This is a genomic window from Sphingobacterium faecium (assembly GCF_003054045.1).
Lineage (GTDB): Bacteria > Bacteroidota > Bacteroidia > Sphingobacteriales > Sphingobacteriaceae > Sphingobacterium > Sphingobacterium faecium.
The window spans coordinates 223,987-237,706 of sequence record NZ_QBKH01000002.1; the positions used below are offsets into that span (position 1 = coordinate 223,987).

At 39.4% G+C, this 13,720-nt stretch carries 10 protein-coding genes; 9 read left to right on the forward strand and 1 reads right to left on the reverse strand.

Going from position 1 to position 13,720, the window contains the following annotated elements; translation table 11 throughout:
* Positions 1 to 24 precede the first annotated feature (24 nt).
* From C8N37_RS05415 to C8N37_RS05435, 5 genes are all read left to right on the forward strand, one after another.
* Positions 25 to 804, forward strand: a complete 780-nt coding sequence (locus tag C8N37_RS05415) for an ABC transporter ATP-binding protein (RefSeq protein WP_108157959.1) — start codon at positions 25 to 27, stop codon at positions 802 to 804.
* Positions 801 to 1,613, forward strand: coding sequence for an ABC transporter permease (locus C8N37_RS05420; RefSeq protein ID WP_108157960.1), 813 nt, complete (start codon positions 801 to 803; stop codon positions 1,611 to 1,613). The genes C8N37_RS05415 and C8N37_RS05420 overlap by 4 nt, the downstream gene beginning before the upstream one ends.
* Positions 1,614 to 1,678: 65 nt before the next feature.
* Complete coding sequence (gene murJ / locus C8N37_RS05425; protein ID WP_108157961.1) at positions 1,679 to 3,208, forward strand: murein biosynthesis integral membrane protein MurJ; 1,530 nt, start codon at positions 1,679 to 1,681, stop codon at positions 3,206 to 3,208.
* The gene (locus C8N37_RS05430) at positions 3,202 to 4,419 is read left to right on the forward strand and encodes a glycosyltransferase family 4 protein (protein WP_108157962.1); all 1,218 of its coding nucleotides are present in this window, start codon (positions 3,202 to 3,204) and stop codon (positions 4,417 to 4,419) included. The genes murJ and C8N37_RS05430 overlap by 7 nt, the downstream gene beginning before the upstream one ends.
* On the forward strand, positions 4,416 to 5,564 hold the full coding sequence (locus C8N37_RS05435) for a glycosyltransferase (RefSeq protein WP_108157963.1): 1,149 nt from the start codon (positions 4,416 to 4,418) through the stop codon (positions 5,562 to 5,564). Before C8N37_RS05430 ends, C8N37_RS05435 begins: the two co-directional genes overlap by 4 nt.
* A gap of 13 nt (positions 5,565 to 5,577) precedes the next feature.
* On the opposite strand, the gene C8N37_RS05440 is transcribed toward C8N37_RS05435, so the two are convergent.
* Positions 5,578 to 6,690, reverse strand: a complete 1,113-nt coding sequence (locus C8N37_RS05440; RefSeq protein WP_108157964.1) for a glycosyltransferase family protein — start codon at positions 6,688 to 6,690, stop codon at positions 5,578 to 5,580.
* Positions 6,691 to 7,051: 361 nt separating this feature from the next.
* Between C8N37_RS05440 and C8N37_RS05445 the strand changes: the two genes are divergently transcribed.
* From C8N37_RS05445 to C8N37_RS05460, 4 genes are all read left to right on the forward strand, one after another.
* Positions 7,052 to 8,446: an AMP-binding protein gene (locus C8N37_RS05445; protein WP_108157965.1), complete on the forward strand. Its 1,395-nt coding sequence runs from the start codon at positions 7,052 to 7,054 to the stop codon at positions 8,444 to 8,446.
* Between the two features lie 119 nt (positions 8,447 to 8,565).
* On the forward strand, positions 8,566 to 9,621 hold the full coding sequence (locus tag C8N37_RS05450) for a polysaccharide pyruvyl transferase family protein (protein ID WP_108157966.1): 1,056 nt from the start codon (positions 8,566 to 8,568) through the stop codon (positions 9,619 to 9,621).
* A 317-nt stretch (positions 9,622 to 9,938) separates the two neighbouring features.
* The gene (locus tag C8N37_RS05455) at positions 9,939 to 11,129 is read left to right on the forward strand and encodes an exo-beta-N-acetylmuramidase NamZ family protein (RefSeq protein ID WP_108157967.1); all 1,191 of its coding nucleotides are present in this window, start codon (positions 9,939 to 9,941) and stop codon (positions 11,127 to 11,129) included.
* A gap of 188 nt (positions 11,130 to 11,317) precedes the next feature.
* Positions 11,318 to 13,708 carry an outer membrane beta-barrel protein gene (locus C8N37_RS05460; protein WP_170114477.1) on the forward strand — a complete coding sequence of 797 codons (2,391 nt, stop codon included), beginning with the start codon at positions 11,318 to 11,320 and terminating at the stop codon, positions 13,706 to 13,708.
* Positions 13,709 to 13,720: the final 12 nt, after the last annotated feature.

Below are 13,720 nucleotides of genomic sequence, written 5' to 3' on the forward strand. Positions count from 1 at the left end.
GTTTAACTTGTACCTGGTTTTATTATGATCCATATTAAAAATGTTTCCATGACCTTTCCTGTCCCTAAAAGATATGTGGATTATCTCCTTTTTAGAAAGAACCAATATTTCTATGCCCTTGATGATATAAATTTAAATATAGCAGATGGCGATCGTGTAGCTTTTCTTGGGGTGAACGGGGCAGGAAAAACAACCTTATTAAAATTGATTGGAGGTTTGCTGTATCCCAGTACGGGAGTAATCGAGGTGAATCAGTGCGATACTATAAAAGAGAATATAAAATCCCGTAAAAATGTGGGTTTTGTCCTTAATGAGGAACGCAGTTTTTACTGGCGATTGAGTGGTGTAGAAAATCTGGAGTTTTTTGGTGTTTTGGATAATTTGAATGGGGAAACTTTACGGTATAAAATTAAGGAGCTGATCCGCTTAGTGGGACTGGAAGGTTTCGAACATAAACAGGTGGCTACCTATTCTTCGGGGATGAAACAACGGCTCGCATTAGCAAGGGGATTGCTGCGGGATCCGAAGATCTTAATCTTGGATGAACCTACCCGTACCCTTGATCCGCAGGCTGTGCAGGATGTCAAGATGTTGATCTCAAACAAGATACATGACGATAAGCAACGGACTTTATTGATTGCGACACATCGTTTTGATGAAGCGGAAGAGCTCTGTAATAAAGTCTGCATCATGAAAAAGGGAAAATTATTAGCCTGTGTTCCTATACAAGAGATTAAAGCGGAATATCAGAATTTAGAATCCTATTACCACAGTGTCATGAACGAAATCGAACACATCATATGATGATATATGCTAAAATGAAAGGTTTTCTCAAAAGAGACTACCTCATAGAATCGCGATATAAGCTTAATTTTATACTGAATTTCGTAAATTCTATTTTTCCTGTCGTTTCATTTTTTTTTGTGTCCAAGCTGATCAACGGATCGGATGCGGAGAGTTTGGCCAGATATGGTGGTGACTATTTTTCATTTGCACTGATTGGTGTTGCCTTCACCCGATTTTTTCAACTGGCCGTCGATACTTTTTCAGGAAGTATTAAGAGGGCGCAAATGGCCGGTTGTCTGGAAGCGATATTAAGTTCGCAAACGGATTCAAAAACAGTGGTCTTATTCTCTTCCATTTACAGTTTTTTAACTGCAGGCATTCAATTGATTTTTATGTTTCTAATCGGAACACTTTTCCTAGGCTTTGATTTTTCCAATACCAATAGCTTATCTTTAGTGGTCTCCTTGATCATTTCACTTTTTGCTTTTGTCAGCCTTGGGATATTTTCTGCAGCAGGTACGGTGATCTACAAGCAAGGGGAACCTATCGGTTGGGTATTCGGTGCCATCAGCGCCCTAATTGGGGGAGCGATGTTTCCAGTCAGCATTATGCCGGGCTGGCTACAATTTTGCTCTAAAATTATCCCAACTACCTATGCTCTTGATACCATTCGCTTATCTGTTCTTCAGGGATATTCCATTGATATGATGGGCAAGGAACTGTTGATCTTATTGTTGATGTCGGTGATCCTATTTCCATTAAGTCTTCGAACATTTAATTGGGCCGTAGAAAAGGGGAAAAAAGATGGTACGTTAATGAGCTACTGATCAAATTATGAATGGATAAGGATGCGGGTGGATATCTAAATTTTACGTATAAATAGAAATTTACAATGATGGATCGCTTCTTTAAATCAACTAGTTGGAGTCCTATTCTTACTTCTTCACTTATTTTAGGGGGTCTCACACTCGTTATTAAAGTTCTAGGTTATTTTGAGAAGCTGATCTTGGCCTATTACTTTGGAACCAGCTATGAAATCGATGTTTATAATGTCGTGGTGGCCATTGTTTTTAGCGTGTTCATTATTTTTCGTGAAGTCGTCGAACCGGGTTTTCTTCATGCTTTTCTAAAGGCTTTAAATCTCAAAGATATTCCGGGTGCATGGAAATTGTTTCGCGTATTTTTTAGAGGTATTGGGATCATAACGTTGGTGTTAACGGCTTTTTGTTTTTTCTTTCCAGCGCAGATCGTGGACCTGTTTGCACCTGGATTTACATGGGAAAAACGAGCATTGGCCATTAACCTCCTCAAGATCACATTTCCCGCTTCTATTTTTCTTTCGCTGACGGCACTGACCAATATCACCCTCAATGCCAGGAAGCAATTTGCACTACCAAATATGGGGGATATTATTTTTAAGATCTGTATTTTGTTGACGTTAGTGATCCTTTATAAACACTTGGGCATCTATGCTGCAGGGATCGGGTTTCTTATTGGGGCGCTGTTAAAACTTGTTTTTCACCTGATCTGGCTTTATAAGGGCTTGATCAGGCAGGAAGCTGCTTATGCTACGCTTTACCTGAAAGAAACCTGGAAACTTTCTTGGCCCTTGCTAATTGGGGTTCTTTTCTCTCAAATCAGTACACTCATAGACAATGTATTTGCTTCTTATCAACAAGAGGGGGCCATATCGGCCTTGAGCTACGCGAAAAAGTTAGTGGATTTACCCGTGCTGATTTTTCCATATATCTTAAGTGTAGTGGTCTTTCCATATTTCTCGGAATTGGCAATTGCTAAACAAAAAGAAAGTTTAACCGACTTGCTCAGTAAATCATTGTCCTGGATTACCTTGATCTTTCTGCCTTTATCGATTTACTTTTATCTCTTTTCTTATGAACTGACCGCGCTGATCTTCAAAAGGGGAGCTTTTGATGAGCATTCTACATTATTGACGGCTTTGCCCTTAAAATATTATGCGATAGGGATGATCTTTTTTGCTATCGAAACCATTTTAGTCATCTACTATTTTGCCCATTCAAATACGAAAACACCCATCTTTGTGGGCATATTAAGTGTGCTTGAAAATATCATCTTAACCATCATTTTGATTCAATTTTTTGGATACGTAGGCATTGCTATGGCCTTGGTTATTTCTAAAGCAACGAAGAATATCGTGCTGTTATGGTTACTCAAAGATCTGGTAACGATTGATTTTCAGAAAGTCCAGATCTTTTTATTTAAATTGATGATCACGTTTTCATTGACACTGAGCAGCATGTTAGGTATCAGATGGCTCTTGCCCGCCTGGGGTGAATCGACTGTTTCCAGAATGTCGTACTTAGCTATGATGCTGTTTGCTTGTTCCATCATCTATGTCAGTGGGCTATGGATATCGAAATTTGACCGGAAAAGTTTATGGTGAAAAAGGATCCAGTAATCGTCTATATTGTGGGACAATATCCCAGCTACTCAGAGGGTTTTATTGCGAATGAAATCGCAACTTTAAGGAAAAGGAACGTTCAAATAAAAGTCCTTTCACTTCACAGGGGACCGATTGAACTTGCGGTGGATGAGGGTGTGATCTATGATTGTGCTCTGGTAAGCATGGACAAAATCCAGGCACAATTTTCGTTGATTCAAAAAATCGGATTTACATATTTTGTTCTGCTTGCTAGAACTGCAGCGTCATCCGGGGCATCTCCACTCGCTTTTTTAAGAAATATAAAGTATTTTTTTTCAAGTGTCTATTTTGTTCAACAGGTGAACAGGTTGCCTGTGCGCCATATTCATGCCCATTTTTTATCGACTCCAACTAGTGTCGCCGCAATCATGTCTGACCTCATGGCGATTCCTTTCAGTGCTACGGGGCATGCACATGATATCTATACAACACAAGAAAGTGAATTGATAAAAAAAATAACAGCAGCGCAACTGATCATCACTTGTACACAGTTCAATAAAGCATATTTAAAGGGATTGGTGTTGCCAAAATTTCAGGATAAATTACACCATATTTATCACGGCATCGACCTGGGCCATTGGAAATGGAAAAGCCGGAATCCCGATCTGGCGAAAAAAGAAGTGGTGCAGATTTTATTGATTGGAAGATTTGTAGAAAAGAAGGGAATTATCTACTTATTGCAAGCATTAGCAGCCCTTAAAGGATCGGCTTATACAATCGAATGCCGCATCATAGGGGGTGGGGAACTCTATAGTGCGTACCAAAAGTTTATGGAGGAACATGCATTAACGCAAACCGTATATCTTCATGGCGCTTTAAAACAAGAAGAATTAACCTACTACTATAATCAAGCGGATATATTTGTTTTGCCTTGCTTAGTCGCCTCCAATGGTGATCGAGATGGCCTGCCCAATGTCCTATTGGAAGCTCTTGCTCTAGGTCTACCGGTCATAACAACAGCTGTCTCAGCCATACATGAATTGATTGAACAGGAACACACCGGTTTGACTGTGCCTGAAAAAGATGCGGATGCATTAGCAACAGCAATCCTACGCTTGATTAAAGATTCTGAATTGTATGCGCATCTTTCCTTGCATGGGCGCAGCAAGGTGGAGCAATTTAATATCGATAGGAGTACGGATCAGCTGATCCATATTTTTTCTGCACGATGAAGGTGAAAAAAATACAGATACTCTATGGCCTAGAAGCGGCTGATGCAGGAGCGCTCAAGCACTTGATGCAACTCGTCTGTCATTTAGATCGCACGTTGTATGCAATCACCGTGATGATTTCTCCTAATAGATCGAAAAGGATACAGCAGGAAATCACAAAAATGAAGGCTCTCGGAATTGGGGTGATCCTATTACCGATGGTGGGAAAAATACATCTGTTGCACGATCTTAAAATGATTTTCAAAGTTAAGGCACATTTAAAACTTCAGCATTACGATATCGTGCATGCCCATAGTTCTAAGGCGGGAGTTATCTTCAGGATTGCGGCCTGGCTGAGTGGTGTTAAAAAAATAATGTATACACCACATTGTTTTTATTTTCAAGCCCAAAAAGGATTTTCGAGGTTGTTATTCTGTTGGATAGAACGTCTGTTAGGAAGCATAACCACCTCCTTTATTGTTTCGGACACTGAAAAAGAATGGATGATGCACTATCGGATTGCTCCTCTTTCAAAAATAAGGGTCATTAATAATGCGATACCCATACCTGAATACCTACCTACAGAAACTGCGGAACAAGTTAAGAGCAGATGGGCTATTCCTCCAGATCATCTCATCATTGGGGGCGTAGGAAGATTGTGCAAACAAAAAGATTGGCCTACGTTGATTTATGCCGCTCAGCAGGTGATTTTGTATCATCCTCATGTCCAGTTTATCATTGCAGGGGAAGGGGAAGAATGGGATCATCTTAAGCTCTTGATCAGCAGTCTTCAGTTAGAGCATCATGTGCGTCTGATCGGTCAGGTGGAGGATATCAAAAATGTCTATACCCTATTTGATATCTTTGTCAGTGCTTCGCACTGGGAGGGCCTTCCCTATGTATTGCTGGAGGCCATGTGTTTTAAACTCCCTATTGTTGCTTCTGATCTGGGATACCAAGCCGTTTTATATGATCAAAAAAATGCGTTGCTGTTTACTCCGGGTTCCGTTCAGCAACTTACCGATACGATCCTATCATTACTGGCTGATGCATCGAGAAGAAAAGCTTTGGGACTAGCTGGTTATGAGCATCTATTGGCTTCCTGCCAGTTTTCAGAGTTTGTCCGTAAACACGAGGAAATTTATCAATTGAAATGGGAGTTATAACGCATTTTTTAGTTTAATAGTGGGATATATCATGTTTGAATGTAGCGATAAAATCGGGTAGATTAGACTGTAATTTTACGATGTTTTCATGCAATTCCCGGATCGGCTCCAAGTTGAAATTTTCATCTTTCCATTTTTCAAATGACATCCCAATTTTATTTTCATCAACAATTACAGCATTTCCCTCTTCATTTTCACCCATGGGTTCTAAATAGATGAGGGGCGTGCCGGTTATCAATGAATCGGTCAATGTCATACCGCCGGGCTTTGAAATAATGGCTTTGCTCTGGTTAATTAAATCAAGTGCGGGGTGATAATGCTCTTGGTGGCGATAGCTAATATGGTCCAGCTGATGGATGTGCCCAATAGCGGGAAAAGGTTCCGAGGAACTGGTTTTGTTTAAGAAATCCCAATCGGGGTCATTTAAATAGAAAGAGGTTTCTGGATCTTCAGGTCTGTATTTATTTAACGATTTGATCAGGATGTTTCGGTGGTATCCGGCTTCCGCTAATGCTGCTGTTTTGGTGATAAAATCTCCTAAGCCCCATCCCCCACCATGAATAACAACGTTTTTGCTCCTCTCGGCATAGGTTATATTTTTTAATTCGGGAATATGAAATGCATAATTGATTTTTTTATGTTGGATATCGAAAAGAAAATAAGATCGATCTATAGTGAGCTGCTGGTGATTGGACCAGGTATGTGCATGGCCAGCATCCATTCTACAGCAGTGGATCGTTTTCTGTGCAAAAGGTGGATGATAATTTTTCAAGATAGCAAACCATAAACCTGAAAGACAAAGAAAATGTGTCTGTTCCTCTTGCGTCCATTGTTGATAGAGCTTTTCCACCAATTTAGGATCAGTGCTAGCCTGATAATTGACCGGGATCTTGGTTGCTAATTGGGCTAGTTTATAGTTGTCTGCATAGGCGGCAGCGGAATCTGAGAAGATTTTTTTCTTTTCCTGATCGTATAGCCATTCGAAAATTAAGATTTCTGATGCGATGCCGCTGGCTGCAAGTTGTTGTTGGATGATCTGCGCAGGGAGGTAGATGCCATAACCAATGAGCGAAGTGAGAATCTTTAGGGTATAAGGCTTGGGTAATTTTTTTTCGACCTCCTTCATAAAAGTGCGATTAAGTGAAATTGCAAGGTAAAAACTAGTAATAAGGATGTCATGAGGTTTTTTAAAATGGTTAATCTGCTGTAAAACAGTTGTTCATCACTATGAGCAAGCTACAAAATAATGTGAATAATTTCAAGAATAATTGTTCTGAAAAGAAGATTAGATTAACGAATAATAAATATTCCCGCGTTTTTTATTTCTTTTTCATTTTATTCTTTTTTATATTTACTTATAAGTCAGTAATGTAATTACAGACTTGACTCTGTTCGTTAGCCGTGTTGCATGGGAAAGCTTTATTTCTATGAAATCCGTGACTGATGAAGAAATGTTAGATATAAACCTTTATTCAAATTTTTAATTCATGGCGTTATACTCGCATCATCAGGGACACTTGTTCAGGTATTTTTATGATCAGGTGACTCGTAGTCCGCAGCAACTGTACCTCTCTAGTTCCGGCAAAAGATGGACTTTTCAAGAGGCTGACGATGTGATCTTTGCTATTAGCCGTTTAATTTTAAAATCTGCTGCTGATCTGACAACAGTAATCATCAACTTTAATGATCAAAGAAAACTGTTATTCTCTTTCTGGGCATGTGTCGCTTTGGAACTGGATATGATCCTAGTTCCAGAACGCACAATCCCCGCGCACGATCTGCTAGCAAGATCCGATTGCCAGGGTTCCAGTATCACCCTTTCTGATGATCAGGGTGAGCATAGTCATGATGTCTATATCGATATCCCGCTGCAAAGGGCTCAATGGTCCGAGTTGCCAAATAAAAGACAGCAGTATAGCCATATCTTTTTTTTTACCAGTGGAACAACTGGTCAATCTAAATTGATTAAAACGTCCTATTATCAACTGATAAATGCAATAGATAGCATCCGTAAATCAAGGATGATGCCCTATACCCAATCACAGCTAGTGTTGATCAGTATTCCTTTATTCCATTCTTATGGTATAAGTGCGGTTGTGGAATATACGCAGGGTGGCAGTGCCCTCTTTATACCAGATGCTAAAGATAGCATCAGTCCGATCCAACTGCTGTTTGATCCGGAGGTGAATACTAAAATTACCGCCATTGAAGGGGTTCCTTATTTCTATAAACAACTGATGTTGATCTCAAATCGGATAAAAATACCGCATCTTCAGCATTTGGGTTTTGGTGGGGATGCGGTACCGCCGGAGCTGTTACAACAGCTACATGGAAAGTTTAAACAGGTATCTTTTTCCATTCGTTACGGGGTCACGGAAATACCGTCCATCATTGCCTTAAATTATATTAACGATATACATCGTGTACATCTCAAGTGTATCGGGCAGGTACTCCCTATTTATGATCTTCATCTAGCAGATGAATCTGCGCTAGTGAAGCCGCTACATATAAAGGGCGAATTGATCGTTCAATGCGATTTATACCCCGATCACCGGCTTCGGGTTGAGACACATGATGTGATGGAAAAAATCGGAGATCACTATCATTTTATAAGCCGAAATCTATTTATTAAATATAAAGGATATAAAATTAATCCGGTTCAGGTGGAAACCTGCTTAAATGCGGTGATCGGTATTGTCGATTCGAAGGTGTATTTAAAGAATGATCACCTATGTGCAGATCTCGTTGTTCATGCAGAATTTAAAGATGTTCAAGCATTAAAAATGGAATTGGCTCAATCCTTAAATAGCTATTTGATCCCCGATCATTTTGTATTGGTGGAGCAAATTGAAAGAACTAAAACAGGGAAAATAAAGCGTTAGACTTGTTGTTTTACAAATTCTACGTAACCGAATGCAATCGCTTCAGATCTATATGCGGTCTAGTTCTGCATAGGATGGAGGATAGCAAATCTTCTAATATTTAATTTATGGTGTGAATTATGATTGGTATTTTAACTTTTTCTAGGTGTTATAATTATGGTGCTTTTCTGCAAGCTTATGCCTTACAACGTTTTTTAATTGAAAATGGATATGACAATGAACTGATCGATTACAGAAATCAGAAAAGTATCCATAATGAACTGAGGACCATGTTTAGGCATGATGGAAATACGCCCGCTCTTTATCTTAAATTACTTTATAAATTTATGAAATTTAGGTATTACCATCGTAAGTTTAAGAAAACAAGGCATTATTTGCACCGGGAAGAATTGGGAGAAAAGCACTATCATACGGTCATCATTGGGAGTGATCAAATTTGGTGCTACACCAAGGAGTGGGGGGGAGTAGATACACCGTATTTTTCGGATCAGCTGTCTGCAGATAAAATCATCGCATATGCTGCAAGTATGGGACCGGATAATTTCGATCGACAGCATCCCAGAAGTATTGTTCGCCTCATGAAAAACTTTGATTCTATAGGCGTTCGAGATCTGAATACCTTCAAATTTGCAACATCTTTGAATGAGAATACAGTCAGACTTGTTTTAGATCCAACCCTTATTTATAATTTTGATCAGGAAATTAAGGATGTTCACTTCAAAAACTATATCCTTTTTTATTCTGATGGTCTGCTTCCAGATGATAAAATCATTCAGGAGATGAAAGCATTAAGTCGGGAAAAAGGTTTACAAATCATATCAATTGGTAAAAAATTTGACTGGGCAGATCGAAATATTATCGCTCCATCGCCTTTCCGCTGGATGGGCTATATCAAACATGCCGATTTTGTCTTTACGTGCATGTTCCATGGGCTACTTTTTTCCATGAAGTTTAATAAACAATTTGCACTCTTTCTAATTCCCGAGCGGGAAAATAAGTGTTTAGATTTTCTAAGACGTGTTGATCTGACTGGAAGGGTCGTGCGAGAACAATCGGATATGAACCGTTTGCTGGAATCAAAAATAGATTATCGCCCCGTAAATGAATTTTTAAAGAAAGAGCAGATTGTTTCTGCGTCATTTTTACATGAAAATTTAAAAAAGAATACGCTGTAATCAATTTTTAGCTCGCTAAAATTTTGTTGCAATTTGCGGTTTTATGCTATTCTTATACTTTTAATTTGATTTACATTAAAAATAATTCCTTTATTTTTGATGTTAAATAGGTTGTTATGAAGATTTTGTAACGAATCTATTGTATTAGATATAATTAATTTGCGTTTTCTTGCGTATTTTATTTTTTATGCTTATCCTTACAGCAGAAAAGGAATAGCAAGTGTATTTCTTTTACACGATTATAAACCCCGTATAACCGCATTGTACCAAATAACGATTAAAAATAATGGCCAGGTTATAGGAATGATCTCATCAATATGAAAACAGTTAAAATTATCTTCAGCTTTTGCATCGTCCTGTTACTCACTAATCCTCTTGTTGCTCAAATCCGTACAGGAGCTGATCAAACTTCGGAATATCTCGATTATTTGAAAGGGAAAAGAATTGGGATGGTGGTTAATCCTACTTCACGAATCGGGGATCAATCCAGTGTGGATAGTCTGATCGCTCTTGGGGTTAATATTGTGAAAGTATTTGGTCCGGAACATGGTTTCCGTGGCGATGTGGGTGCAGGGGTAAAGGTGACAGATGCCATCGATCCAACGACAGGGGTCAAAATCGTTTCTTTATATGGAAAGACCAATAAGCCGACAAAAGAGATGCTGGCAGATGTGGATCTGATGATTTTTGATATTCAAGATATCGGTGTTCGCTATTTTACGTATATCGGAACCATGCATCGCGTGATGGAAGCCTGTGCGGAGCAGGGAAAAGAGCTGTTGATCTTAGATCGACCTAATCCTAATGGATACTTTATCGATGGACCTATTCTGGATATGGCGTTCAAATCAGGAATCGGCATGCATCCTGTGCCTGTCACCCATGGAATGACAGTCGGGGAATATGCGCAGATGATCAATGGGGAAGGCTGGTTGGCAAATGGTGTGCAGTGTAACATCAAGATTGTACCGGTGGCAAACTATACGCATGATATGGAATATATACCGCCTGTACATATGTCTCCGAATATCAATACCTATCAGGCTGTCCTGTTATACCCCTCGACTTGCTTATTTGAAGGTACAGTGTTAAGTGAAGGAAGAGGCACTTTATTTCCATTTACCGTGATTGGTGCGCCTGAATTAAAGGATAAATATGATTTTTCGTTTACGCCAGTCCGTATACCCAATATGAGTGCAACCCCCATTCACCTCAATAAACCATGCTATGGCTTGGACTTAAGAACAGTCGATCTACAAAAATTAAGAGCATCTAAGCAAATTGACCTTTCGTGGTTGATCGAGACCTATCAGAACTATCCGAATCAAAAAATATTTTTTGATCATAAGCAAAGTAAAGAAATTGTCGTATTTGATAAGTTAGCGGGAGGACCTGCGCTACGGGAGGCTATTATTGCAGGTAAGTCTGCGGATGAAATTCGTAAAAGCTGGGAACCGGGATTAGCGACCTATAAAGAAATGAGAAAGAAATATTTAATTTATCAGTAAGATTTTCTCTAAAGTTTCATTCTTATCGTATATTTATTGCGGTATAGGTATCTTGATACCCCGTAAGGTGTTATTTCAATAGGATTAAGCAAATAATCCTATTGAAGTGATCACTCCATTCACAAAATTCAAGCGTTAATAAACCGATGATATCATATCCAGTTTTAAGATCCTTATGGGTTGTAATAATGGTTTTATTTTGTACGCAGCTATATGGGCAAGTACACGATAAACGCATTACCGGAAAAGTTGTTGATCAGCACCAGTCGCCTATATCTTTGGCTACGATAAGTCTTTATGATCACAGTGAAAAGTTAGTTTTGAGTACTGCAACAGATCGTTTAGGACAATTTCAGCTAAAATTTGATCAAGCAGGGAGCTATTTTGTAAGAGTGAGGCATATGGGTCATCAAGACCAACAGTCTGCAGTTTTTGAATGGTCAACCATCGATCTCGGCACGTTTACGCTTGTGCCATTGGCCAATACCTTGGCAGAGGTGGCTGTGGAGGGGAAGAAAAAAATAATCCAGATCGACGGTGGTACGCTTATTTATAATGTCGAAAGCACGATTGGTGGACAGGATGTTTCTGTTTTGGAAGCATTGAAAAGAGCTCCCGGTGTTTATGTTGAAAACGAAAGTGACATTACACTCAATGGAAAAAGTGGAGTACAGATTTTATTGGATGGTCGTCAGACTTTTCTTTCTGGAAAAGAATTGACAGATCTGTTAAAATCATTGTCATCCAATAACCTCAAGTCCATTGAAATCATCAATAGCCCAACGGCTAAATACGACGCTACCGGATCAGCGGGTATTATCAATATCAAAACGAAAAAAAATCAGGTATCAGGACTTAATGGTACGGTCACCAGCACTTTAGCGTATGGAGTCACTGCTAAACAGCTCCAAAATGTTGCGCTCAATTACCGGAAAGATAAATTAAATGTATATGGTAATTATAGCCACACTTTTGGTCATTATAATTACCTGTACGGGACAAACCGTCAGCAAAATGGAAAAGCCTATGATAGCCATACGGATGACGTGGACAAGCGCCAGAAAATGTCGACACAGGTGGGGGTCGACTACAATCTAAACGCTAAAAATACCATCGGTTTTTTGGCAAATGGCAATTTTATTTTTGGAGGGGGGATCACCGATACCCGGACAGCAATCAGTACCCTTCCGTCCTTAGTGATGGAAGAAACACTGGATGCTATAAACGATTATTATGGACAAGGTACTGCACGTTATAATTTTAACTTCAACTACAAATATGAAGACACGCTGGGCAGGAGTTTGAATATCGATGCGGATTATGGTTTTTTTGATAAGTGGAATAAAAATCTACAATCCAACACCTACCGTGATCAGCAACAAACCCTTCTTCAGGAAAATCTATACCGGACGCTCAATGGGATCGATATCGATCTAAAAGGAATCAAACTTGACTACGGGATGAACCTCTGGCAAGGTAAGTTGGAAACAGGTTTGAAGTATTCGAATGTCGGTTCTCGAAACAATTCGAGATTTTATCATGTAGGTGCTGCCGCTGATAGTTTGGATAATCGACGCTCCAATGATTTTCATTTTGATGAGCATACCTCCAGTGCTTATGTCGATTATAAACGAACGCTAGGAAAATGGTCGCTCCAGGGTGGATTGAGATTAGAAAATTCACGTTCAACAGGCCAATTATTTTACAAAGAGAACGGTGCGGATCTGGACGATGAAATTAATCGCAATTTTACCAACCTCTTTCCATTTTTTTCTGCTACCAGACCGTTTGGTGAGCATCAAACTCTTTCTTTGTCTTATGCCAAACGGATAGAGAGACCGGCTTATGCCGATCTGAACCCGTTTATCTATATGCTAGACGAATTATCTTTTTGGCAGGGAAATCCGTTTTTAAGTCCATCACTCACCCATCGCTTTACTGCTTTATATTCCTTAAAAAGTGCCACGGTGATCTCGTTTAACTTTGCTTATACGGATCAGTTGAATGCAAAGGTAACGGATACGCTCGATAGCGATAAAATTGTAATGATCAGCAAGAATGTAGGTACACAAAAACACTGGTCACTAACGCTGACGCAGAATCTTGCTCCAAAACCGTGGTGGGATCTTACTTTTAATGGTCTTTTTTATTATATCCAAAATGATGTTTCTTTTGATCAGTATAGAAATCTAAACTTGCAACAGGCAGCAGGTCGTGTGAGTTTAATACAATCTTTTAAGCTGCCTTACAAGATGAAAGCCGAACTGGCGGCTGTCTATAATTCAAGACGTCTCAGTGGTGCCAATACACTAAGTAGGGCCATTAGTCAGGTAGATATTGCTTTTCAGAAAACATTACTACAAGATAAAGCGACGGTCAGGTTTGCGATCAATGACATCTATAAAGGGAATCAAAGTAAGTATACACAAAATTTCCCTGGATTTGTTTCGAATAGCTATGGTTACTACGAGTCTAGGCAGGTGCGGTTGAGTTTCAGTTATCGATTCAGCAATGGAACGGCAAAAGCGCAACGCGCACGGAAATCTGCATTGGAAAGTGAAAGTGGAAGAATTCCCTAGTGCGCTTGATGC

Bases quoted from the DNA above. Each gene is read 5' to 3' on its own strand.
- C8N37_RS05415 (WP_108157959.1), top strand. From the start codon at position 25: ATGATCCATATTAAAAATGTTTCCATGACCTTTCCTGTCCCTAAAAGA.
- C8N37_RS05420 (WP_108157960.1), top strand. From the start codon at position 801: ATGATGATATATGCTAAAATGAAAGGTTTTCTCAAAAGAGACTACCTC.
- murJ (WP_108157961.1), top strand. From the start codon at position 1,679: ATGATGGATCGCTTCTTTAAATCAACTAGTTGGAGTCCTATTCTTACT.
- C8N37_RS05430 (WP_108157962.1), top strand. From the start codon at position 3,202: ATGGTGAAAAAGGATCCAGTAATCGTCTATATTGTGGGACAATATCCC.
- C8N37_RS05435 (WP_108157963.1), top strand. From the start codon at position 4,416: ATGAAGGTGAAAAAAATACAGATACTCTATGGCCTAGAAGCGGCTGAT.
- C8N37_RS05440 (WP_108157964.1), bottom strand. From the start codon at position 6,690: ATGAAGGAGGTCGAAAAAAAATTACCCAAGCCTTATACCCTAAAGATT.
- C8N37_RS05445 (WP_108157965.1), top strand. From the start codon at position 7,052: ATGGCGTTATACTCGCATCATCAGGGACACTTGTTCAGGTATTTTTAT.
- C8N37_RS05450 (WP_108157966.1), top strand. From the start codon at position 8,566: ATGATTGGTATTTTAACTTTTTCTAGGTGTTATAATTATGGTGCTTTT.
- C8N37_RS05455 (WP_108157967.1), top strand. From the start codon at position 9,939: ATGAAAACAGTTAAAATTATCTTCAGCTTTTGCATCGTCCTGTTACTC.
- C8N37_RS05460 (WP_170114477.1), top strand. From the start codon at position 11,318: ATGGTTTTATTTTGTACGCAGCTATATGGGCAAGTACACGATAAACGC.